The organism is Microcoleus sp. LEGE 07076 (genome assembly GCF_015207455.1).
GTDB lineage: Bacteria > Cyanobacteriota > Cyanobacteriia > Cyanobacteriales > Microcoleaceae > Microcoleus.
Genome location: NZ_JADEWV010000067.1, coordinates 1 through 23,090, shown reverse-complemented (window position 1 = coordinate 23,090; position 23,090 = coordinate 1). Strand labels below are relative to the sequence as shown.

General features: G+C 42.4%; 27 protein-coding genes. 13 read left to right on the top strand and 14 right to left on the bottom strand.

Annotation, left to right across the window (positions count from 1 at the left end; genetic code table 11):
- The first annotated feature begins 131 nt into the window (after window positions 1-131).
- Window positions 132-341 (top strand): CsbD family protein, encoded by a 210-nt coding sequence (locus tag IQ270_RS13500; RefSeq protein ID WP_193973704.1) that lies wholly within the window; start codon window positions 132-134, stop codon window positions 339-341.
- 206 nt (window positions 342-547) lie between these two features.
- Here IQ270_RS13500 and xseB read toward each other — a convergent pair whose 3' ends face one another.
- Window positions 548-775, bottom strand: coding sequence for an exodeoxyribonuclease VII small subunit (gene xseB, locus IQ270_RS13495; protein ID WP_193973703.1), 228 nt, complete (start codon window positions 773-775; stop codon window positions 548-550).
- Between the two features lie 5 nt (window positions 776-780).
- Window positions 781-1,941 carry an exodeoxyribonuclease VII large subunit gene (gene xseA / locus IQ270_RS13490; RefSeq protein ID WP_193973702.1) on the bottom strand — a complete coding sequence of 387 codons (1,161 nt, stop codon included), beginning with the start codon at window positions 1,939-1,941 and terminating at the stop codon, window positions 781-783.
- A 127-nt stretch (window positions 1,942-2,068) separates the two neighbouring features.
- On the opposite strand from xseA, the gene IQ270_RS13485 reads away from it, so the two are divergent.
- Window positions 2,069-2,782 (top strand): hypothetical protein, encoded by a 714-nt coding sequence (locus IQ270_RS13485; RefSeq protein ID WP_228056332.1) that lies wholly within the window; start codon window positions 2,069-2,071, stop codon window positions 2,780-2,782.
- A 59-nt stretch (window positions 2,783-2,841) separates the two neighbouring features.
- On the opposite strand, the gene gmk is transcribed toward IQ270_RS13485, so the two are convergent.
- The 4 genes from gmk to IQ270_RS13465 form a co-directional block, all read right to left on the bottom strand.
- A complete protein-coding gene (gmk, locus tag IQ270_RS13480; RefSeq protein WP_193973701.1) occupies window positions 2,842-3,411 on the bottom strand; it encodes a guanylate kinase in 570 nt (189 codons plus the stop codon).
- 78 nt (window positions 3,412-3,489) lie between these two features.
- Window positions 3,490-3,756, bottom strand: coding sequence for an extracellular matrix/biofilm regulator RemA (remA, locus tag IQ270_RS13475; protein WP_193973700.1), 267 nt, complete (start codon window positions 3,754-3,756; stop codon window positions 3,490-3,492).
- Window positions 3,757-4,489: 733 nt separating this feature from the next.
- Window positions 4,490-6,592 carry a M3 family metallopeptidase gene (locus IQ270_RS13470; protein ID WP_193973699.1) on the bottom strand — a complete coding sequence of 701 codons (2,103 nt, stop codon included), beginning with the start codon at window positions 6,590-6,592 and terminating at the stop codon, window positions 4,490-4,492.
- Window positions 6,593-6,775: 183 nt separating this feature from the next.
- Entirely contained in the window at window positions 6,776-7,651 is an 876-nt protein-coding gene (locus tag IQ270_RS13465; protein ID WP_193973698.1) for a hypothetical protein, read from the bottom strand.
- Window positions 7,652-7,785: 134 nt separating this feature from the next.
- On the opposite strand from IQ270_RS13465, the gene IQ270_RS31925 reads away from it, so the two are divergent.
- Both IQ270_RS31925 and IQ270_RS31920 read left to right on the top strand, forming a co-directional pair.
- Window positions 7,786-7,908 (top strand): hypothetical protein, encoded by a 123-nt coding sequence (locus tag IQ270_RS31925; protein ID WP_255532428.1) that lies wholly within the window; start codon window positions 7,786-7,788, stop codon window positions 7,906-7,908.
- Between the two features lie 158 nt (window positions 7,909-8,066).
- Window positions 8,067-8,201: a hypothetical protein gene (locus IQ270_RS31920; RefSeq protein WP_255513209.1), complete on the top strand. Its 135-nt coding sequence runs from the start codon at window positions 8,067-8,069 to the stop codon at window positions 8,199-8,201.
- Between the two features lie 320 nt (window positions 8,202-8,521).
- On the opposite strand, the gene IQ270_RS13460 is transcribed toward IQ270_RS31920, so the two are convergent.
- The gene (locus IQ270_RS13460; RefSeq protein ID WP_193973697.1) at window positions 8,522-8,956 is read right to left on the bottom strand and encodes a hypothetical protein; all 435 of its coding nucleotides are present in this window, start codon (window positions 8,954-8,956) and stop codon (window positions 8,522-8,524) included.
- Entirely contained in the window at window positions 8,937-9,413 is a 477-nt protein-coding gene (locus tag IQ270_RS13455; protein WP_193973696.1) for a Panacea domain-containing protein, read from the bottom strand. The genes IQ270_RS13460 and IQ270_RS13455 overlap by 20 nt, the downstream gene beginning before the upstream one ends.
- Window positions 9,414-9,947: 534 nt before the next feature.
- Here IQ270_RS13455 and IQ270_RS13445 point away from each other — a divergent pair.
- Window positions 9,948-10,244 carry a hypothetical protein gene (locus IQ270_RS13445; protein ID WP_193973695.1) on the top strand — a complete coding sequence of 99 codons (297 nt, stop codon included), beginning with the start codon at window positions 9,948-9,950 and terminating at the stop codon, window positions 10,242-10,244.
- A gap of 9 nt (window positions 10,245-10,253) precedes the next feature.
- Here IQ270_RS13445 and IQ270_RS13440 read toward each other — a convergent pair whose 3' ends face one another.
- Window positions 10,254-11,633 carry an NB-ARC domain-containing protein gene (locus IQ270_RS13440; protein WP_193973694.1) on the bottom strand — a complete coding sequence of 460 codons (1,380 nt, stop codon included), beginning with the start codon at window positions 11,631-11,633 and terminating at the stop codon, window positions 10,254-10,256.
- Between the two features lie 244 nt (window positions 11,634-11,877).
- Between IQ270_RS13440 and IQ270_RS13435 the strand changes: the two genes are divergently transcribed.
- The 6 genes from IQ270_RS13435 (at window position 11,878) to IQ270_RS13410 (ending at window position 16,813) form a co-directional block, all read left to right on the top strand.
- Window positions 11,878-12,402, top strand: coding sequence for a GIY-YIG nuclease family protein (locus IQ270_RS13435; RefSeq protein WP_193973693.1), 525 nt, complete (start codon window positions 11,878-11,880; stop codon window positions 12,400-12,402).
- Between the two features lie 64 nt (window positions 12,403-12,466).
- Window positions 12,467-13,312 (top strand): vWA domain-containing protein, encoded by an 846-nt coding sequence (locus IQ270_RS13430; RefSeq protein ID WP_193973692.1) that lies wholly within the window; start codon window positions 12,467-12,469, stop codon window positions 13,310-13,312.
- Window positions 13,313-13,409: 97 nt separating this feature from the next.
- Window positions 13,410-14,204 carry a protein phosphatase 2C domain-containing protein gene (locus tag IQ270_RS13425; RefSeq protein WP_193973691.1) on the top strand — a complete coding sequence of 265 codons (795 nt, stop codon included), beginning with the start codon at window positions 13,410-13,412 and terminating at the stop codon, window positions 14,202-14,204.
- An 11-nt stretch (window positions 14,205-14,215) separates the two neighbouring features.
- Entirely contained in the window at window positions 14,216-15,685 is a 1,470-nt protein-coding gene (locus IQ270_RS13420) for an AarF/UbiB family protein (RefSeq protein WP_193973690.1), read from the top strand.
- Window positions 15,686-15,717: 32 nt separating this feature from the next.
- Window positions 15,718-16,302 carry a hypothetical protein gene (locus tag IQ270_RS13415; RefSeq protein ID WP_193973689.1) on the top strand — a complete coding sequence of 195 codons (585 nt, stop codon included), beginning with the start codon at window positions 15,718-15,720 and terminating at the stop codon, window positions 16,300-16,302.
- A complete protein-coding gene (locus IQ270_RS13410) occupies window positions 16,295-16,813 on the top strand; it encodes a COP23 domain-containing protein (RefSeq protein ID WP_193973688.1) in 519 nt (172 codons plus the stop codon). Before IQ270_RS13415 ends, IQ270_RS13410 begins: the two co-directional genes overlap by 8 nt.
- Before the next feature lie 301 nt (window positions 16,814-17,114).
- On the opposite strand, the gene IQ270_RS13405 is transcribed toward IQ270_RS13410, so the two are convergent.
- Window positions 17,115-17,633: a helix-turn-helix transcriptional regulator gene (locus tag IQ270_RS13405; protein ID WP_193973687.1), complete on the bottom strand. Its 519-nt coding sequence runs from the start codon at window positions 17,631-17,633 to the stop codon at window positions 17,115-17,117.
- A complete protein-coding gene (locus IQ270_RS13400) occupies window positions 17,630-18,076 on the bottom strand; it encodes a hypothetical protein (protein WP_193973686.1) in 447 nt (148 codons plus the stop codon). Before IQ270_RS13400 ends, IQ270_RS13405 begins: the two co-directional genes overlap by 4 nt.
- A gap of 239 nt (window positions 18,077-18,315) precedes the next feature.
- Between IQ270_RS13400 and IQ270_RS13395 the strand changes: the two genes are divergently transcribed.
- Both IQ270_RS13395 and IQ270_RS13390 read left to right on the top strand, forming a co-directional pair.
- Window positions 18,316-18,582: a prevent-host-death family protein gene (locus IQ270_RS13395; protein ID WP_193973685.1), complete on the top strand. Its 267-nt coding sequence runs from the start codon at window positions 18,316-18,318 to the stop codon at window positions 18,580-18,582.
- On the top strand, window positions 18,579-18,899 hold the full coding sequence (locus IQ270_RS13390; RefSeq protein WP_193973684.1) for a type II toxin-antitoxin system RelE/ParE family toxin: 321 nt from the start codon (window positions 18,579-18,581) through the stop codon (window positions 18,897-18,899). Before IQ270_RS13395 ends, IQ270_RS13390 begins: the two co-directional genes overlap by 4 nt.
- Window positions 18,900-19,079: 180 nt before the next feature.
- Here IQ270_RS13390 and IQ270_RS13385 read toward each other — a convergent pair whose 3' ends face one another.
- From IQ270_RS13385 to IQ270_RS13375, 3 genes are all read right to left on the bottom strand, one after another.
- Window positions 19,080-19,373, bottom strand: coding sequence for a TIGR03792 family protein (locus IQ270_RS13385; protein WP_193973683.1), 294 nt, complete (start codon window positions 19,371-19,373; stop codon window positions 19,080-19,082).
- A 161-nt stretch (window positions 19,374-19,534) separates the two neighbouring features.
- The gene (locus tag IQ270_RS13380) at window positions 19,535-21,745 is read right to left on the bottom strand and encodes a PAS domain S-box protein (protein ID WP_193973682.1); all 2,211 of its coding nucleotides are present in this window, start codon (window positions 21,743-21,745) and stop codon (window positions 19,535-19,537) included.
- A gap of 488 nt (window positions 21,746-22,233) precedes the next feature.
- A complete protein-coding gene (locus IQ270_RS13375) occupies window positions 22,234-22,917 on the bottom strand; it encodes an ISL3 family transposase (protein WP_228056331.1) in 684 nt (227 codons plus the stop codon).
- Window positions 22,918-23,090: the final 173 nt, after the last annotated feature.

Sequence of the window (23,090 nt, the reverse complement as noted above, 5' to 3'; positions counted from 1 at the left end):
TATTTGATAAGAAGTCTACTGAAAACAAATAAAAATCACAACCAACATAAATTAATATGAAGCTATCGAGGAATTGGAGTTGAGTTAATGTTAAGGTAGTACAAACGTTAAACTACTCACCGGAGCTGATTATGAGTGTAGAAGACAGAGCAAAGGCGATCGGCAAAAATGTAGAAGGCAAAGCTCAAGAAATTTTAGGGAACATTACGGGTAACAAGAAAGACCAAGCTGAAGGCAAGGCAAAACAAGCAGAATCGGCCGCCCGCCACGCAGCAGAAGATATGAAAGATGGGGTGAAAAATCTGACAGATAAGGCAAAAAGGGCGATCGACAAATTGTAAGCTTTCGGGCATCTAATACCGATTCTCTTGCATTTGTGCAACAGTATTCAGGGCGGGTTGTTTAATGTTTTGAGTTCTAGCAGGAATCTGGCTAAACCCGCCCCTAAAAAAACTGTTGAAAACTTTTTGATAACTGCTATAAGTTTTGGTAGGAGTTTGGGCAAAACGCGCTATTTCGACTAACATTTATCGGCGTTCGCCTGCGCTTAAAAGTCTGGTTCGCCGGCCAAAAGCTCGATCGACAAATCCATCTGTTCCTTCCCCCGCGCCAAAAAACCTTCGCACTGCTGCAAACACTCCACAGCCACCGCAAACTGCTCAAAAACCTCCTCTAGAGGCAATTCTCCCGACTCCACCCGATCGACAATCGCTTCAATTCGATCGACCGTTTCCTCATAATTCCAGCCAGACTGACGCAACTTCGACTTAACCATAATATTTATTCAGCATCCAAAACTTCCACAATTTTAACCTTCAGCACGCCCCGGCTCAACCTCACCGTCAACTCCTCGCCCAATTCCAAACCCTCAGTTTGGCGAACAATCGTACCGTCACCTTGGATTACCGCCGCATAACCCCTTTCCAAAACCGCCGCCGGATTTAGCGCCGCTAACTTTTCTTGCAATACCTCCAGTTTACCAGTTGCTTGCCGCAAAGTTCGCGATGTCGCAGGCAAACGTTTTAATCGGTTTTGTAACTGTTGCAAATGCTGTTCTTCCTGCTGAAATCTTGCCCGCAAAACACTTGCTAAATTCAGCATTCTCTGCCTGTGTTCCCAGTAAATATCTGCCAAATTTGGTACAACTTGAGTAGCCGCCGCCGTCGGAGTGTGCGCTCGTTTATCTGCTACTAAATCTGCCAGCGATTCGTCTCTTTCGTGGCCAATTCCTGTAATAATTGGGATTGTGCAATTGGCGATCGCCCTGACGACTCTTTCGTCATTAAAACAAGCCAAATCCTCCGCAGAACCGCCGCCCCGCCCTAAAATTATCACATCCGCCCTACCGTCCAATTCTACCCGCGCGATCGCCTTAACAATTTCCGCAGCAGCCGATTCTCCCTGCACCCCTGTCGGCGACAGCAACACCCGCAAACCCGGATATCTTTGAGTTAGAGTCCGCTGAATGTCCCCCCAAGCTGCGCTGCTATCGGAAGCCACAACGGCGACAATCTGCGGGTGTGCCGGAATCGGGCGCTTTCTGGCCGGATCGAAGAAACCCTCAGCTTCCAAGCGCGATCGCAATTGCTGCAACCGCAAAGCCTGCAATCCTTCCCCAGCCGGTAGCGACTGTACAATAGTCAACTGGTACTCGCCCCGATTTTTGTACACCCGGATGCTTCCCAAAACCAGCAACTGTTCCCCTTTTACTGGCATTTGCAGCAATTTTTGCCGCTGAGAATTCCAGACCACGCAGCGAATCGCAGCAGTTTTGTCGGTGTCGCACAAAGTGAAAAAGCAGCCGCTGGCGTGCTGGGAAACGTTCGATACCTCGCCTGTGAGCCAAACCGAGCGCAGGTTGCGATCGCCCTCCAGCAACTCTTGCAGGTATGATGTTAGTCCGCCCACCGATAACGTTGTGTCAGGGAAAATTGAATTCATTAAACAATTGTAGATTTTAGATTTGATATTTGAGATTTAGGCTACTATATCTAAGGTATTTATTTGTAGGTCTATCCTCTGCGAGGGCTTCTCTACCGGCGAAGGTAAATTAACAGCAAACAAACTAATGATATCAGATGTCATGACTTCGATGAATGTGCTGCGCCAAGAGGCTGCGGCGATCGGCATTACTGATGCCGAAGCCAGAAAATATGGCGACCTCCGGCATAAAAGAACTTGGTCTTTGGCGATCGAACATCACCTTTCGATGCAACCACAAGCCGATCGCACAGAATCCGATTCTTCCAGTGCCATCAAAGACTCAGACCCCCAAGAGTCGAAATACTGCGGTATTCAGCTAACGGCGAATCTGGGGGAATCAGGAGTCAAAATACCGAACCAAAGAGCATCTCTGGCTTCGCCACCACATCCAGGAATTGCGATCGGGCGATCGTCCAACAATCCCGACCACCGCCGAAATCAAAAGCAAGGTTTTCAACAAGTAGTTCAAAACCACATTAAAGCACTGACAATTGCATCAGCATCCCGCACAAATCTGCCCAATTTACAACTAATCAATTGGGTTTGTCCCGAGTGTGGCTCCGATGGCGAACCAGATTGTAACTTGTGCGCCGGCTCTGGGAATGTCAGCGATATTGCAGCTATTGGGTGGACGCTAGCTTACATGGAAATGTTGGGCTGTTCTGCTCGCGAAATAGAACCCCTCAGAAAGTTTTCGCCTTCGTTGCAGATTCTGGAAGTGAATTTAAAAGTTTGTGTTGCTATCAAAAAAAGTACCGAAGTTTTAGATCGCACCCAAAAATGGGTAATCAGTCATTAGTTGTCAGTCATTAGTTATTAGTTATTAGTTATTAGTCATTAGTCATTAGTTATTAACTCTTAGTTACCCGAAACTTCAACCAAATTAAGTATTGATTCTAGCTTTTTCAGAGCAACTTCCAAATCATCGTTGACAACTTGAAAATCAAATTCCCCCGCAGCTTCAATCTCCTCTTGTGCCCGCAGCAATCGACGGGCGATCGCACTTTCAGAATCTTGACCCCGACCCCGCAATCTCCGTTCCAATTCTTCCCAAGACGGAGGTAAAATAAAAAGTCGCAAAGCCTTCGGAAACTTATCTCTAATTTGCCTTGCTCCTTCGAGTTCAATTTCCAGGATTACCCATTTTCCCTCGCCGATTCCTTGTTTGAGAGCAAAATAAGGAGTACCGTAAAAATTACCCGCAAACTCAGCCCATTCCGCCAACTCGCCAGCCTCAACCATTTGCTCAAAACCGCTGCGGCTGACAAAATAGTAGTGTTTTCCCTCAACTTCTCCCTCACGGGGTTCGCGAGTTGTCACCGATACCGAAAGATGCAATTCCCGATGGCGGTTGAGGAGCGATCGTACTAAGGTGCCTTTCCCCACACCGCTAGGCCCCGTCAAAACAATTAATTTACCGAACTTCATTTTTAGAAGAGAAACTTGTAACAATTTAAGTTTCCGCTTACTCTATACTGTAAGTGTTCAAATTGCAACTAACAAACCTCAATCATCCCGACCTTGACCTTCTTTGCCGATCGCAAAACGATTCGCCACCGTTTCCGGCTGAATCGCTGACAGGATGACGTGGCTAGAATCTGTAATAATGACCGCCCTCGTGCGACGGCCGTAGGTAGCATCAATCAGTTGTCCCCGCTCCCGCGCATCAGTAATTATACGCTTAATTGGCGCTGACTCGGGACTGACAATGGCAATAACTCGGTTAGCCGACACAATGTTACCAAAACCGATATTAATTAATTGAATATCCATGAAAATCTTAATTTATGGGTGAACCAGTAACTATCCATCCTTACTTATTATCATATATACAAAGATTTTTTATGACAAGTTTAAAATTATTCATAACTAATTTTTTGAGTTTTTACCTGCATTTTTTTTCTATTTTTTGATGCCGGGCCAGCAGTCTTTATCAAAAATTTAAAAAACTACCGCAATTGCCGCTCTATATTAAAGATTTAGTAAACTCCTCGATTTTCAGTTGCTAATAACAGCATTAGCTGTATCGAGACAAAAGCCTGTAAATGTTGCGAAATATAAAGTGAATTTCAGGGGAGAGCAGAAGTTAAGTATAATCACTGATAAAAATGACAGCAAATACTCGCAAATTGCTTATACTGACAGTAATAACACTGATGCTGCTTTGAGGAGATCTAAACCCAATATACAGCTTGCTGGCGATCGCACTTTCTCCCCAATTTTCCACAGAAACATTAGGAATTTAGAAACATACTCGGAAGCGGAAGTAGCAAGAGCTGTTGTAGTTGTCTAACCGGACAGACATAGATTTATAAAAGCATTTTTATAGTAATCTGAGTGCTGTTAAAAACAATCCAAACCAGCGCCATTTGGTTTGTAGTGAGGACTTTAGTCCTCATAAAGTATCACAACTAAAGTCCTCACTACAAACCTTTTAATTCATCAAAAAAACCGGGATTAATCCAGATACATTCACCCGCATTAATCCCGGTTTTTACACAAATGATTAAGCCGCAACTAAACCGCTGTGTCTCAACAAAGCTTTAGTGCTCGGTTCGCGCCCCCGAAAAGTTTTAAACACTTCCATCGGGTGCAAACTGCCGCCCAATCCTAACACTGTATCTCGGAAATGCTTGCCTGTAGATGCGATCGCGCTTTCATCTTCCAAACCCGCTTCCTCAAACGCCGCAAAAGCATCCGCGCTGAGAACTTCCGCCCATTTGTAACTGTAATAGCCCGCCGCGTAGCCGCCCGCAAAAATGTGTCCGAAAGCGCACAAAAAAGCGTCTTCTTTCAGAGGAGGTAAAACACTCGTAGTTTTAGCGATGCGGTTGCGGACATCGGCCACAGTTTCGCTGCCGCCCGACTGGTAGCGGTGGTGCAATTCGAGATCGACACTGCTAAAATGTACTTGCCTCAGCATGACGCTGCCGCTCATATAATGGCGCGCTGCTAGCAGTTTTTGGTAATAGTGTTCCGGCAAAATTTCCCCAGTTTCGTAATGCTTTGCCATCCCGAACAAAGTCGCGCGGTGGTAACACCAATTCTCCATAAATTGACTGGGCAATTCCACTGCATCCCACTCAACATTATTGATTCCAGAAGCCCCCGGATAGTCTACCGTTGTCAGCATATGCTGCAAACCGTGACCGAATTCGTGAAACAAAGTTTCGACTTCCAAAAAAGTCATCAAACTCGGTTTACCGTCAACCGGAGGACTTTGGTTGCACACCAAATAAGCCACCGGCAACCGCGTAGTTGTCTTTCCAGCTTCCACAAATTTAGCGCGCACCACGCACTCGTCCATCCAAGCACCGCCGCGCTTTTCTTCCGGGCGGCTGTAGGGGTCTAGATAGAAATTGGCGATCGCATTTCCGGCTTCGTCATCTATTTGGAAATAGCGGACATCTTTGTGCCACACAGGAGCTTGACCGTCCGCCGCCGTTACTGTCACGCCGAACAGCCGCTTTACTAATCCAAATAACCCATCCAATACTTGTGGTAAAGCAAAATAAGGACGCAATTCTTCGGCACTAAAAGCAAACTTTTCTTCCCGCCGCCGTTCCGACCAAAAACCAATATCCCAGTGCTTCAAATCCCCAGCTTCCGGCGCTCCTTTTTCAGCAGCAAAAGCCTTTAATTCCGCTAAATCTTTGACAGCAGCATCATAACTAGCTAAGCGCAATTCTTCTAACAAAGCTTCGACTGCTTCCACGTTGGGAGCCATTTTGCTAGCTAAGCTCAATTCGGCATAACTGCTAAAGCCGAGCAAAGCTGCTTTTTCCTGGCGCAGTGCTAAAATGCGATCGGTCAAAGGCCAGTTATTCAACTCTCCACTGCTCGCTCTCCCGACAAAAGCTTTGTACAACTTTTCGCGCAAATCGCCGCGGGTGCTGTGCTGCATGAAAGGGCCGTAACTAGGAAAGTCTAAAGTAATCCGCCAAGGGCCGTTTTCGGCATCCGCATTTTCAGCACCCGCGCTGCGAGCGGCTTGAGCTGCTAAACTCAACAAACTCGGCGGTAAACCGTCAATTTCGTCTTTGTTTGTCAGGGTGATGCTGAAAGCTTTGGTAGCGTCGAGGACGTGATTGGAAAATTGGGTAGTAATTTCTGCCAATTCTAATTGAATGGCATTAAAACGCTCTTTTTGCTCGCCTTCTAAACCCACGCCGGAAAGTTGAGCATCTCGGAGAGCGGCTTCGACAATTCGCTGTTGAGCTGACTCTAAGCTGTCCCAATTTTCGCTGGCCCGCAGCGCTTTAAAAGCTTCGTAAAGCGGTTTGCTTTGACTGACTTTGCTCCAAAATTTGATTACTTCCGGCTGCACTGTTTCGTGAGCCTCGCGCAATTCCGGGCTATTTTTCACGCCCATCAAATGTCCGACAATGCTCCAGCTCCAATTTAAACGCTCCCCGAGCCGCTGCAAGGGTTCTACTAAGCCGATCCAAGTCGGCTCCACAGAGGCTTCTAAGGCAGCTAGCGAGGCTTCTAGTTCGGTCAGAACTTGTCTGATGGCGGGGACTACGTGTTGTGGTGCGATCGCGTCAAAGGTCGGCAATCCTTTGCCAATTAGTAACGGGTTATCAGTAACATTTACGGTTGCAGTCATTTAATTTTCTTGTAACAGGTTTAAAACAGATGAACTAGACAGATTACCTTTTAAATTTGTAACACATTTGCGTTTAAAAGTGGATCTTCGCAGATGTTATATCAATTCCGGTTGCACTCAAACATGATTGTTGACAGTTGACTGTTGACTGCCAACAGTCAACTGCCAACTGCCAACAGTCAACTAACTTTCTTGCGTGTGCTGCAACTGCTTGACAACCGAGATTAAGCGCTTGAGATGAGGTTTTACAACTTCTTGTTGCTCATGTTCCAAACGGTGGATTTGAGCTTGGAATGCTGACAAATCCGGATTCGATTGGTACGAGTTTCCTTGCAGTTGGCTTTGCAAATTCTCCATGACTTTCTGGATTTCCAAGAATCGAGTATTTACTGCTTTCCAGTCGTCTCGGGTTATAGAAGTTTCTGCCAAGCCTTTTGTCGCGCTTTCGAGTTTCTCTATAGCCTGTTCGACAGCTCGGAGATTTGTCGGTTGACCAACCGATAAATCTTGCAATTCTTGGCTCACCTGCTGGCGGACATTGAGGACAGCAGATGCTACCATTTCTTGCAAAGAAGCTACCGACTCTCCCAAACTCAGCAACTGCCGCTCGATGTCTATCGACTCTTCAAAACCTTCTGTTCTAGGCATTGCAGCCATTTGCTGGCGCAGCGCTGCAATATCTGCTGACAACTGTTTCCGCAATTTAACAATTACCGTCACTGCCGTTTTTTCGACCTTATTTACCGACTTTTGCACGCTGGCGAGTTCGGAATTTTGGTGAACCCGCACTTGCTGCTCGAACCGATAGCGGTTAGCAACATTCAGCGACAAAGCCAAAGTCAGGGGCGCGACTCCGTAAAAAGCTTGACCGGACACAGCCACCGCCAAGGAACCCACACCAGAGGCCGCCAGTGAGGCGTATTCTGCTAGTTCCAGCCAGTGTCTTTGAGGAAAACTTGGCCTCAAATGGTTTCTAGCAGAGGGGTTTGGCTTCCGCACGGCTCTTTGGGTCATAGTATGTTCTCGTTGTTGGTAGGGTTGCGAGACTGGGTGGAGCATTGATTTATATCCTTTTTTGAGTTATATGTTTTAGATTATTTGCTGACACTCTTCTATTTTTACCTTATTGAGTAGGTTAAGGATAACTAACGTATGATTATGTATTTGGGAGGTTTCGGTTCGAGATCCCACAATTGGGGCTGTTAAAAGGTGAAACCGAACGCGCCCTCTATTTTACAGGACGCGGGTACGATCGGATTCGGGCGATCGTACCGAGTGCGGAGGCGGTCAACCAAACTATGCTTCATCGGATTTGAGATTTTAAATTTGAGATTTTAGATGAAAACTTAAAAAATGCGACCTACTCGCAGAAATTGAGGTGAGGAGCTGGTCTGGTGTTGCATTTTTGTTCGTGCATTGGTATAATTTACTGTTGCTCTATTTCCGGGAGCGAATTTACAGCAAAAATAGACCAATGAAATCAGAGAAACCCGAAATTGCCGATCGGCTAAAATCTATTTTTAGTATCACAATCTTTATCATTCTCGTCCTAGCAGTAGGCTTTTTAAGCGTGAATTTTATTTCAGCTCTCTATGCAAAATTTGCTTAAAATTAGGACTTACCCACGGGTGTCCAGAAACCCGGTTTTTTGCGAAAATATTTCGTCGCAGCCCGCAAACTCGGCAAAAGAACAGGTTTCTTTAGTCGGAGTGAGTCCCAGACTATTTGAGATTCCCAACTTCTTCAAGAAGTCTCGAATCTTAAGCACGAGATCATTTGTTTGGATTGCATTCTCCTTCTTCCTTCTTCCTTCTTCCTTCTTCCTTCTTCCTTCTTCCTTCTTCCTTCTTCCTTCTTTCTTCTTCCTTCTTCCCTTCTTCCTTCTTCCTTCTTCCTTCTTCCTTCTTCCTTCTTCCTTCGGCTATAATTTCAACTGTAAAGATTGTGGTCTGGATCTAGCCAGACAATGTAAAAAATATTTTCACTAAAAAATCCATGCACCCTACCGTATTCATTAGCAGATATTTGAAACTGGTAGGGAACATTTACTAGCTCAGCTTCATTGGGAATGCCAAAGCCATTAGGTTCAGTAGTATTTTTCCAAACTATGCCATGACACCGCAGACTTTTACTCTGATTGTTGATAATTTCTCGATCGTTCAATTGTGACAAATCGCGCAGCCTTCTCAAGAGAGATGCCAGATACTTAGCATCTCTACCGCCAATTGAAAACTTATCTTTATCCTCCTGGTAATACCTGAAAGAAAAACTAACTCCTTCCGGTATTTTTACATCTAGACGATTGATGCTAGATAAAGATGGCTGGCGGCGTAGATCTGCTTTTTTAATTTTCTTCGATGACACGGGTTTTGTAAAATTCTCTCATTAATTCCTTGGTAATAATAGCATGAGAAGGTTCATCTTTTGGCAAATTACCTCTAGCCTTAATCCAAGGGTCTTCACGGCGCACCATCAACTCTAACTCATAAGCATCCAGGAAGAAATATTCGTCGGACAACTCGTCTAAAAACTCTTGTACTTCTTCGGGAAACTCTGGTTTTTCGACTTCTTTGAGAATTGGCTGCCAGTCAAATTGTTCTTTGTATTCATAAAATAAAGCCGGGATAGTCGGCCCGTGCACCCAAGCTTCAAAATCTTCATCAAACAGCGGTGTATCCTCAAATGCTAGATACCATGCTTGAGCGTAGTACAATAGTTTTTGTAGCTTGTGGTTGCTGAGATAGGAGCCGACATCATTGGCGAACCAGATGTAGTAATCTGCAAGTTGGGAGGCTGTTGTGACTGTAGTTATTGTGGTCATACAACTCGAATCAATATGTTTTGTATTCTATGATAGCACAGTCTTAGGTTTTATGATTTTTGGGGTAATGCTCAATAGGCTATGATCTGTTTATTTGCAGTTCAGTTTTTCTCAGGTAAAGTTAAAGTTGATTTTTGATGAAGGTAGGCAATTAGAGATTGTGCAGGCAATTGAGCGGGTGAGAGACGAAATTATCTGGAAACCTGGAAAAGCAATGTCTCATTTACTCAAAAGGATTAATTGAGGTCATTTAGGGCCGGACGCGACTCTTGAAGAATATAATGGAGTTATCAGTTTAATTGTTAGGGATGCTGATGCTAAAGTTTATCTGTATGTCTACGGAGAAACGTTTTATCCGACAGTTGTCAGCAGTGTAAACAACACAATATGGCTGGTAATGATGGGCTTGGATGGAGTTTTAGAAACGGCTTTTCCTCCAAAGGAACCGGAAAGCTACCTGGCTAATTCAATGTTTATTTATGTAGGTTTAGTTAAGGATTTGTTATGAATACTTTGATAAAAAACTATTGTGTAATGGTTGAATTTCCTGATGTGAGTGGGGCTGAACATTTAGAAATGTTGCAACTTAGAGATGAGTTGGCAAAAGTTGAATCTCAACTGAGTGAGGAAGAGAAAGGTTTATTAGCAAATGCCGATCGACGGTTAGTTGAACAAGCAAGGGAGTTTTATGAGGAGTTGTCGAGATTTGTGGATTTAACCCAGAAGTGCAAATTTGAGGAGATTACACCTCAGCGTTGGTGGTGGTATTTGGATGTTTTGGCATTGTTGCCGAATTTGAGGAAACAAGGGTTGACAAGCGGTGTTGTTTGAAACGTTTATTCATGGTCGAGTTTTGATATACTGCCTCAGTACAGGTGGCAAAGTGTAAAGAGTTGCTTCTTTTTCTATCCAGCATCGCCGCGATAGAGATTGCAAGGCGTTGAGCAAATCTGATGATGATATTTGTCCTTTTTCTAGCAATTTTGCTAGGTTGACTGGCTGGTTTTCCCTAGCCAGCACAGACATAACTTGTTTTTCTAGTTCGGAAGTGCGATCGAACTGCTCTTGCAAAACATCTTTCAAATCTTCGGGTAACAATATGGTATCATCTATTAATAAGTCAGTCGCGCCAATTCCTAGCTCTTGAATCAAAGTCGCCACGCTTTTTAACCATAAGGGATTGCCTTGGTAGCGGTGAATGAGTGCTTCGCAGTTATCGATTTCTGCTAATCCTTTATCTTTGAGGATTTCCCGTGCGGCTGCGGTGTCTAAACCAGTGAGTTGTAAGGTACGAATGGGAGTATTTTGGCTGGTGAGTTGAGGAACTTCTTTGGGCGGTTCCCAACCGACTAGCAGAAAGCAACTTTGATGGCATAATTTTTCTATTTGTTTGAATAGGGAGCGATATTCTTCATATTTTGGTTTGTACTTTCCTGCCAATTCCCCGCTACAAAAAAGGTTGTGAACGTCATCTAAGACTACTAAACAGCGATGGTTTTGTAAATACTTAATCAGCGGTAAGCGTTTCTGGTTGGTTGGGGGTGAATCTGGGTTTTCTGACTGGGAAAAAAGCTGTGTTAGGTTTGATTGAAATTTATCGATGGTGGGGAATTCGTCTAGGGTGTACCAAACTGCGTATTCAAACTCGTGTTTGATTTGTTGTACGAGTTGTACTGCTAGGGATGTTTTGCCGATACCGCTGATTCCGGTGATGGTGATGAGGCGGCAGTTTTGTTGTAGAATCCAGGTTGTGAGGGTGTTAAGAGAGGGGGTGCGATCGAAGAAATTACCCAACTCGGGCATCTCGCTTAAGTCTTGATGTAGAGTTTTCGTGGGTTTTGAGTTAGCTGTTTCCTGATTTGGTGGGTGTGAGTTTCTTTGTTCTGGTGGGTGTCTAGCTTCTCCACAGGTGTTAAAACTACCAGTGATGTGTTGTTCGCTGACAAAGTTTGAAACATTAGAGAGTTTGAACCTCTGAATTGCCGATTGAAAATTCTTTTTATTAACATCTTCTCCCAACTCTTCTGAAAGTATTTGCCATAGTTCTGAACCTACTTTCCTCACACTACTTTCCGAACAGTCAAAGTCTTTGGCTATGTGCTTGTATGTCTCATGTTCTAGAGTGCCTTTGAGTACCGCTTCCTGTAGATCGTCAAGGTGTTGACCCGTTTTCTCGAAGATTATGCGATCGGCAAGTTTTAAGGCTTTTTTCAGGTTCATTGGGGCCGGGAGAGGTGATTTTTTTGTATTATAGCTCATATTTAAGAACATTTTTATACATCTTTGTACATTTTTGCACAAAATTAGATTAAATAGATTGAACCCTGTAAAATAACATTAACAAAATTGAACTTTGTTCGAGTAGACAAAGCCTAAGAATGACTTGTATGCTGTAACAAGCAACATTCGCTAATACATATCATTTATTCAAAATTAAGAAATATTTGAGCAACAGGTGTAACCTATGAGTTGGAGTCGGAACGTATTTAAAAATTGGTCTGAATCAGTAATCCATAAGATAGGCGACGCACTTGCCGATGAGGGGACAGGAAAAGAATATAAACAAATGGGCCGTATATTAAAATCTAGTGATATTCCTGAGTGTTCGGGAATCTATTTGTTTAGAGATTATAGAGACGAAAAAAATATCTACTGCGGTAAAACAGAAGGGCAAACTCTTCGCAAGCGTCTCACCCAACATCTTAGAGGTGACAGTAGAAAACTTAGGCAAGGCGAAGAATATACGGTTCGTTGGTTTGCAGAAGGAAGCAGTTGGTTTGGGAGTAACACAGGACTATTAGAAGCAATAGCAGTAATTTATCTCAATCCAGAAAGGAATGATGGCAATGATTGGAAAACATATCTGAGGGGACAAAATCCAACAAAAGTGTTAGATCAGGCTAAAAATTTAGGATTCTATTCAAACGATCGAGATGAAAGAGAGGAATTTTGCCTAAGATTTATAGAATATATTTGTCAAAATATATAAGATTATGCTTGACTGAGCATGGCGAATATAATAGGTTTTCATTCTAATTTAAGGAGATTTAATCATGTCTTACTCAGCAGAAATTAGTCGAAATAGCCCCACTTGCTTTCTGTTTTTGATAGACCAGTCAGGCTCTATGAGCGATCGCTTTGGTGGAGCGCAGAGTAGTCAGACCAAAGCTCAAAAAGTAGCAGATGCAATTAATAGCTTTATAGAATCGTTAGGACTGCGCTGTACAAAAGGCGACGAAGTTCGGAATTATTTTGAAATAGGGGTAATTGGTTATGGAACAGATACAGGTTCAGCCTTCACAGGTAATCTTTCTGGTCAAATTTTGCATCCTATAGGTACTATTTTCCCTAATTATATCAGAATGGAAAAAAGTATCGAGCAAAAAGAGACGGGACGTGGAAAAGTAGAAAATGTCGAAATAGATTTTCCAGTTTGGTTAGACCCAAAAAGTAGTGGTGGTACACCTATGTGTGCAGGCTTGAGACAAGCATATAATGCCTTGCAAGAATGGGTAAACAAACATCCCGATAGCTTCCCGCCCACTGTCATCAATATCACTGATGGAGCTTCCACAGATGGAGATCCCACTAATGATGCTAATAAGATTAAGCAGCTAGGAACTAATGATGGCCAAGTGTTGCTTTGCAATGTCCATATTTCTAGCACACAGGCAACACCAATAGCTTTTCCTGACTCTGAGGCAATGCTACCTGATAGTTATGCCAAATTGCTGTTTAATATATCTGTTACTTTGCCGGAACCGTTCCTGCAACCTGCAAAAGATTTAGGATTTGCAGTTAACCCCAATTCCAAAGCATTTACTTTTAATGCCGATGCTGTAAAACTAATTCAGTTCTTAGATATCGGTACGCGCCGACAACTTGACCTCATGCGTTAAACAACTGAATTTAGCTCAACTAAAGGAGGTTGGTGTGTGCCAAATGCTAAGCAGGAAAATCCTACCAACAATATGGAGGTGGTTGACTAAAAAACCCTTGACAGAAGAAGTTGCTTCACTTTCTATGTCTATTTTTGAAAAAATGAATTTGAGATGTCAAGACGTTTTTTGTATTACCAAAGGTGGCAATAGCTCAGAAGAGTGTGAAGATGCTTACGAATGCTCTTCTCTCAACTCCCAATCACCTTGGTACTGTGCTGTATCAGATGGTGCAACAGAGTCTTCCTTTTCTAAGGAGTGGGCATCAAAATTAGTCAAGTCGTTTGTTAGCAAACCTTTTGATTCTCCTGAAGAAATTAGTGATTGGTTAGAGCCACTTCAGCAAGACTGGTCAAACTGGTTATCTCAAAAAGATTTACCTTGGTTTGCTAAACGTAAAGCTGCCCAAGGATCTTATGCTACACTACTAGGTTTAAAAATAGAACAAAATACAGGCGATCGAGAGTTTAAGTGGCAATCTATTGCTGTTGGAGATTCCTGTCTTTTTGTTGTCCACAGCGAGAGCTTATTAAGTTGTTTTCCTCTAGGTCAAAGCAGCGATCTAAACAGTACGCCCGATTTAGTAGGAACCTTCCCCCAAGATAACAACACTCTAACTAAATCCGTGAAGGTAACTATGGGAAATGCTCAATCGGAAACCCATTTTTATTTAGTTACAGATGCACTGGCTGGTTGGATATTTAAAACCCTTGAATCCGAAAAAAACCCTTGGCAAATCTTAGATAATATAAATACTCAAAAGGAGTTTATTGGATGGCTAGATGACTTGCGGGTATCCCGAGAAATTCGCAATGACGACACTACACTGATACATCTTTATCTCGTCGGTTAATATAAAAATTCATGACACATTCTTCAAACCCAAAATGGCCCACAAATACTGATTACTTTAGAGCAATTGCACGTCCTGATTTATTCTTGGAGGATTCAGCACTAAATCAATGTCAAGCTAAAATAAATAAGCAGAAACGTCCTAGTTCTTGCTCTGGAAACTTTGCTATAGTTTTTAACTTATGTAATAAATCCCATTCAGGTTGGGCAGTAAAATGCTTTACAATCCCCCCACAAAAAGATGCTGAAATTCGCTATTCAGCTATTATTAGGCATCTTCTAACTCAGAGACTAAACTGGTTAATTGACTTTGATTACCAGACCAAAGGTATTTTGATAGATGGTCAATATTATCCAATTGTGAAGATGGAGTGGGTTGAAGGTAAAAAAATCGATCGCTATATTACTGATAACTTAAAAAATAAACAAATTCTTAAGAGTTTATTTCAGCAGATACAGAACTTACAACAAGCATTACGTTCTCGACAAATTGCTCATGGAGACTTACAGCACGGCAATATTTTAGTCACGCAGTCAGGGGAAATAAAGTTAGTAGATTATGATGGGATGTATGTACCTGCACTCAGTGGAAAACCACCTAATGAAAGTGGACATCGAAACTATCGACATCCTAAGCGTTCCTCCAAAGATTATAACGAGGAAGTTGATGATTTTTCGTTTGATGTAATCATGCTCTCATTAGCTGCTGCTATGAGGAAACCCAATCTATGGCATCAATTCCACGTTGATGATGAAAATTTTTTATTTGTGGAAGCAGATTTTAAAAACCCAGATCAATCTAGTGTCTTTAGCAGTGTTGCTCAAATCAACGATCCAGATGTTCAATTTCTTTTGCAACGGCTGATTTGTAGATGTAAAAACCTACCACTACCAACAGTGCAAACAGCCAATACCCAAACAAGTCAAACTACTCAGTCAAACCCTCAAACCCCTGGAAGTTATACAACTGTACAAGTTACACCCTCTCAAAGTACAGGAGGAACGATAAAAATATCCCGTCCTTGGCCGATTTGGTTAACAAGGCTGTTAGTTCAGGTAAACAATCAGTTGCTAATACTATTCCTAGTATCTTTGCTGGTAGTGGGATTTTATTGGCTAGTACAGTTGTGGAATACACAAGATAAACTAACCCCAATTCAAACTGTGGAAAAATTCTATGAAACTGCACCTAGTAACCCAAAAGCAGCTTTAGAATTAGGGAGTGACAAATTTAAAAAACTGGTTGCACTTGATAGTAAATTTTGGAACTCCGTCGAAAAAATTAAATTATTTGATACCCAAATTTTAGGTAAATCCGAAAGTAATATATCGTTAAAATTATTTGTAAAATATTTTATGAAAGATGGGACTAGCAAATGCGAACCAACAATTATTGAATTGGGATTATACAATCAAGAAAATAAATGGCTCATTAATAATAATGTTAAGCTGCTAGAGTCTTGTCCAAGGAATTTACAATAGACTAAATCTAAATAAATTTAATACCATTAAGTATGATGAAAAAATTAATGTATTTGGACGTTAAAACTAGGCATTATATCTACCACTTATCAAACTTGCAAGATTATGTGTTGTATAAAAAAATAGTAGTCAACAGCGCTAACAAATCTTCTGAAAATAATGAAAACCACCAAAAACAAGATTTTCAGGAAAAAGGTAGAATAGATGTGAAACCTTTTCTAGATCCGTCAGATGGTGGAGATCTGACGCCAAAAAAGCCTGAACAAATACCCTTTTTAGTTGTTATTATTGTTAGTATTATAGTATTATGGGTAATAGCTAATAGTTTGTCTCCACTCTTCAGACAACGCACACCAAACGAGGAAAATGATTCTAAAACATTAGAAGAAGATCGTCCTATTCAACCTACGTCTAGCGAAGAGCAACACTCTATTACTGTTCCTTCAGAGACAGTTACTTATACTGATAATTACGCCGCTAGCCAAGAAGAACAGCCAATAATTAGCGATAATTTGCAAGATATGACACCCAATCAAGCAGAACAAGAAAGCTTGACAGTAAAACAAATTTTTGATTCTAACAAAATAGACAATCAAGAAGCTAATAATTATGAATAAGTTTGGCAAGCTCACTAATTTATTATTAGAAATAAGCTTGAGTTGTTTACTACTTAGTTCCTGTAACAACTTTGAAAAAGCAGACGGTATAGAATTAACTAACTTGATTTCACCTGAAAATAATAGTTATAGTGCAAAATTCTATGCGGGAAATCTGCCCTATGACGGTGGAAAAACAGCAGTACCAATGGTCGTTTATACTTCTGAAAACGGCAGACTTTACTTTTGGTTGCGACTGCAACCTATAGGGGTTAAGTATCAAAGTGATAAAAGAGCGGAAGAAGTAGCTCAGAGATTAGATCGATATAGACTGGAAAAAATGTTGAATCTGGCTTGGGGAACTTTAAATAAGGAACAGATAATTTGTGCATATACAGAGAAAAAACCTAGTCAATGCCAACTTGTAGTTACAGTTCCCCCAGATATAGATGTAAAGCAAGTGCTAACCCTATTGCAATGCAAACTGAACTCTCCTGATGACCCTAAATGTTCCGTTCCTATTAAAAGTTAAAATAGGTTACTATTAAAAATTGAAATATAAGAGAATTTATTCTTAACTTTTCTGGTTGCACGAGGGATATAGTCAGGATTTGGAGATGAGAGCGCGATCTCCCTTTGCGATCGCCCCTCACACCAAATACCAAACACTGCAATGATTTTACCAAGAGCGATCGCCCTTCGCCCATCAAGATCGATCGCCCTTTATTGTTTCTGATAAGCGATCGCCTAAAATGAAAGAGCGATCGCCCTTATCTAATTCACAGCCAACAAACTCGACATATTCAGCACTTTTTATGGCAATAAATTACTTTTTAGGATGCTTTACTTGCCATCTTCATTCTTTTTTTTCTACGTTTCTCTGCAATTCTTTTGCCAATTTCTACTTCCCCAAAATCCACCCACATCACAGCCATTTTAAACTCCACACCCAAAGCCGCGCTAACTTCAAGAAGTTCTATAAAACTAGCACATTGATAATTCTTATCCTCACATTGCTTAATTCGCTCCGGGTCAATTCCTATAATTTCTGCTAGTTCTTGCTGGGTTATTTTGGCTGCCATCCGAGCTTTTATCAAAGCAAATGGCAACTCAGTTAAATTATCAACTGTAATTTCAAGAGACTGACTTTTGTCACAATTCATCAATCTTTCATATTCAGCTATTTCTGCTTCCAACTTATCTACATGACATTGCAAAGCACCTCGCCCTGCGTCCCATTTCAGAAAATCTTTTTTCTTAGCGTCTTCATCTCGCTCCATCGCTGCCATAGTTTTTTTAAACTTTTCTACCCATTCTTGACTAAATTCATACTGTGATTCATCTTTAATCATGGTTTCCACCTCATTAAATCTATCGCTATGATTCCTTTTTTATTTTGGTCTCTGTCAGTCTGAAAAAATTCAAAGGAATTCTCGCCGTAATTGCCGACAGGTTGATCGGAGGGAAAAATCTCCCCTCTATACTTAGCTTTTTGGGCATTCCGATCGGAATAATTGAACAATCGAGGAGCATTAACTCTCAGATTATCCATATCTACAGTTTCGCGATCGTAACAAGCATCAAAATCGTTAGGATCTGGTTCGCTGGTGACGAAACTACCATTAAGATAAATAGTCCTACAGCCTGCTGCTTTTAATTGCGTCATTGCCAGTTCCAATCCATCGATCATCCGCTCTCTCTTATAATTCGTACCAAATTTTTTATTGAATTCCTCCCATTCGCAAAAATGAACTCCTGGTGGTAGATTGCCGTTTTCATCGAATTCTGGAATCACTTGGTCACACTCATTTCACACATTAACGATTCGTCTCTTAATCTTACCATAGTTATTATTATAACTCACCTGTATCTAGACGACAGACTCGCTATAGGTGTAGAGGAAGGGATTGCCCGATCGCCCCTCACACCAAATACCAAACACTACGATGATTGTACGAAGTGCGATCGCTTGAGTAAAAAAGAGCGATCGACACTCGTTATAATCAGAGTATCAATCCTCCACCAGATGCCGCGATGACTATCAAAGAACTCCTCATCCAAGAAATCGATACTACCCCTGACGAACTGCTTGCGGATCTTCTTAGTTTGGTGCGATCGCTCAAATCGCCTTCACACCCCCAAGTCAATACCTACGAACAACTGTTAGATCGCATCGACTACCTAGAAGCCATCATCGGCATCCGCAAAGGACTTGAAAGCTTCGATCGAGGTGAAGGTATTCCAGCCGAGAGAGCTATGACAGCGCTACAGCAGCAGTTCAACATCCCCCCTCGTCTATGAGTTATCAAGTCCTAATCCAACCACCCGCCTTTCAAGAAATTGAAAACGCCTACCGTTGGATGTGCGATTATCTGAGTGCTGATGCCGCAAATCAGTGGTACTACGACCTCCAAGATGCGATCGCATCCCTGGAACAGTTTCCTTACCGTTGCTCAGTTGCACCCGAAGCTGCCATCATTGGTAGGGAAATTCGACAACTGTGGGTTGGTAAAGGAAAAACCCATCGGATTCTGTTTGTGGTGGAGGGCGATACCATCGCAATAATACACGTTCGTCACCGCCGTCAAGCCCCTCTAGGTACTGAACCGCCAAAGTAATCGCATGAAATAGTCAATCAAGGGCGAGCGCCCCTAACACCAGATACCAAACACTGCGATGATTGTACCCAGCTCGATCGCCCTTCACACCAAATACCAAATCGATGTCTGCGGTACAATCAAGGTAAAACGCATGATTAATCTTTCAAAAATTACCACGCTCAACTGACTGGTGACTAACTAATGCAAAAACTTGCGAACTTGATATTCGCGACTTTCGACGATCGCAATTTGCAAATCGCCCATTTTCGCATCCAACTCCTCGATAGTGCTTTGTGGTACCAACTTCCACTTCTCCCTGGTTTCCCAGCGAATCAACATTACCACCTCATTTTCCACCGGATCTACCCAAATTTCCTTGCCTAAAAAACCGTCCAAACTTTTTAGTCCCGCCGTCCAAACTTCCTCATCTCGCTGAATAAACTGCTCCCACTTTTCTTGAGGTACTTTAAATCTGAGCCACTCGATTACCATATTATTTCCTATTTGTAAATAGCTAATTAATCGTTTCCGGCTGCATCGGAATAATAAAATCGAGTCAACAGTTAACACTCAACCATTCAGTTTTTCGACCGCGAGTCAACAGTCAACAGTTAACAGTCAACAATCACCTGACGGTACAACCGGAATTGATATTAATCGTTGCCGATCGCAATTTTAACTATCAACTCAGTTCCTGCTCCCGGACGAGAAACGCAGTGCAGCTTACCGCCGTGCTTTTCTACTACCAAATACTGGGATATTGCCAAACCCAAACCTGTACTCCTGTCCTGACATTTAGTGGTAAACAAAGGGTCAAAGATGCAGCCGAGAACTTCTTCAGTCATGCCGGGGCCGTTGTCGCTAATGGCGATCGCAACTTCGTTTTCCCCTACCACAGAAGTCCGAATCCGAATTTCGGGATTGAATATTTCAGTTCCAGAGCCGCCCGCAGACAACAAAGACTGACTTGGCATTTTACCATACTTTTTGGGATTTCTCCCGCCTTCTTCCAAAGCGTCGATCGCATTTGTCAACAAGTGCATGAACACTTGATTTAACTGTCCCGCATAGCAGCGCACTCGCGGCAAATCCCCGTATTCCTTGATGAGATTAATTCCAGGGCGTCCGCCTTTAGCTTGCAGGCGATTTTGCAAGATTAGCACAGTGCTGTCCAAACATTCGTGGATATCAGCAGGCTTCATCAGGGCTTCGTCGGTACGCGAAAACAACCGAAGCGACCGCACCACATCCCGAATCCTTTCCGAACCGACTTTCATTGAATTTAGCAGTTTTGGCAAGTCTTGTTTGATGAATTCCAAGTCTAATTCTTCCATCCAATCTTGAATTTCCGGCACGGGAGCGGGATAATGCTTTTGGTAAAGCTCGAGCGAGTGCAGTAGTTCTTGAATGTAGCCGGTGGCGTGGCTGACATTGCCGGAAATAAAACTAACTGGATTGTTAATTTCGTGCGCTATTCCTGCTACAAACTGCCCCAGAGTAGACATTTTTTCAGTTTGAACCAGTTGAGTTTGAGTTTGCCGCAAAACTAACAGCGCCCGCTCTAATTTTGCCGCTTGCTGTCGCAGGCGCTCTTCCGACTCTTGCAAAGCCAAAAGAGACTGTTTGCTTTCTGTGATGTCCAATCCCACAAATACCGCAGCCGTATTTTTGTGATATTTTTGAGCGACAATTAAATAAGTTTTATTTTCTCCTCTGATGTTCGTTATTACTTCTTGAGATGTCTTGTTTTGGGCGCTGGCAAAAAAATCGTATACTAAATCGTTAAATTTGGGACTTGTATCTAAAAAACCTACTTTCTGACCTACAAAAAGTTCGGCAGGCATTTGGTAAGCGGTAGCTAAATGTCGGTTTACTCCCAAGTAGCGCAAATCGGAACTTACCCAAGAAACTAATCCGGGTACGGCATCCAAAACGGCTTGAAGTTGCTCTTTCGCCTCTAAAAGCCCTGATTCTGCGGCTTGGCGATCCGAAATGTCCCGGGCGATCGCACAGCGGTATTCGCAGCCGCCATATTCTAAATAATTGATTTTAACTTCGACGGGAAAACAGGCACCGTCTTGGGTTTTGTAAGTGGTTTGAAAAGTGAGGTTGCTGTGCTGTTTGAGTTGCTCCCAATGCTCGGGCCAATCCGATACAGACAACTGCGAATCGATGTCGCTAACCATCAGGTTTAGTAGTTCCGATTCCGAGTAACCGAACAGATGACACGCGGCTTTGTTCGCGTAGCAAATTTGACCGTCGGAGGTAGTAAAAAAAACTGTATCCGCAGCATTGTCGAGGGCAATTTGAGTTAGTTCCAGTGTTGTTTCTAACTGCGGGCTACTGACATTTGAGGTAAATTTATTGTAGCAATTTGTTTGGGCCACATCCTCAGCTATCTTTTCGGCAAACAAGATCAAACCGCCGATCGCACCAGAGCTATTTTTCCAAGGCTGAAATACCCATTTTACCGGCACGCCCAAAGAACCTTCGATTTGGTCTGCTACAGATAGGGGCGATCGCCCTGCCACAAACTCGCTGTATTCCAAAACTCCAGCCAAACAAGCCCGAGCATTTTGCTGCCAATATTCCGGGAGATTCGGGAACAGTTCCCAATGAGAGCGGCCGATCGCCTCCCCGCAGCCGAGCCCGCAATCCGTTTCCCAGCGACGAGAAACCGACACATAGCGCATTTCACAATCTACCATTGCTACGGCGTCGGCGGAGCGCTCTACAAACCGCCGAAATCGCTCTTTACTCTCCGACACGGCTGCCTCTGGGGTTGTGGGTGGGCGATCGAGATTCTCCCGCAGGCATACCTTCGGAGTCTCCGACTTTGTTGCTGAACTGGCGAGTATTTGCACAGTTTGGGATTTGCTCCATAGCTGTCAGTCAATTTGAGATGTGAGATTTGATCTCGACTCCACAGATGAATCTGGGACTTTGAAGATTCTTCTAAAATTTGACCGCCACGACAGCCCTGCTGCAGCCTGTATCGTTTTTGATCCCGGTCAATTTTGAAAAATTCTGTTTCATACCAAATCCGGGTTTGAGATACCCTTAATGAACCAGTCCGCAGGCGGCCGACAAAAGTTTGTGTAAACCTGGTTTCAACCGTCGAATCATCAAGGGGGTATCTTACCCGGATTTTGTTTCAGACCACAAATGCTGTTCCCCTGATTTGCTCTATTGGTCTCGCCCAATAGAGGGTGTTACCGATCATTAATATCATTTTTGATGGGGATGTGTCCATAGGTACTTAATAAAAATTTTCCCAAACTTTTCAATTATGAAGATTTCTTCAGAATCGTGAGGTATTTGGGCTCTCCCGAACTTATGGTGATAACTTTATCTAATGATCAAAGCAAGCTAATACGCGATTTCTCAAATTTTCAAAATTAGAAAATCCATACCCTTCTCGCATAATCAACTTAATTCGATTGTTAATTCCTTCCATCACTCCACTGGTTGTGCGATCAAGAAAGTAATTACAAATGCCCTCAAAATGATTCTCAATTGTTGATGTAGATTCTCTCAAAAATACTTGTGCGTGATTCAGCCATTCTTTGAGTTTTTGATGCCCTTTTTTGACGGTGAAATTAGTTTCATATATTCTTCTAAAATTTTCCTTCATCTCATACGCAATCCTCAAACATTCTGATTTCTTTAATGTCAATTCTAATTTATCAAGCTGAAGAGGATTAAGATTTACTCTATTACTTAATAATAAATATTTACTACATCTATCGGTAATTCCTGCTGCTGTACGCAATTTATTTAAATTTCGATTTACAACTTTCATTACATGAAAACGGTCACTAACAATTTTGGCATTTGGGAATACTTTTGTGATGACATTAGGGAATCCTCCCCACATATCAAAGCTCACCTCTTCAACTTGTTCACGAACCTCAATTGGTTGTGTCATAAGAACTTCAATGATTTCGTCTTGACGGTGAGAGTCAATCATTTCAATCAAATTACCCTCAGAAATATCACTGACAACAGTGACAAATTTTCCTTGAGCTTTTCGCATACTTATTTCATCAATAGAGATTCGCTTAGCTGACTTCCAACTTGTTTTTTTTTTTGAGCTTGATTACCTGCTCAAATATTCCTTTTATTTCTTTATAGCTCAGTTGTTCTTCTCGCCCAATTTGCTCCATATTCGATTGTTGAACACGCTCATAAATATTTTGTTCGTATCGT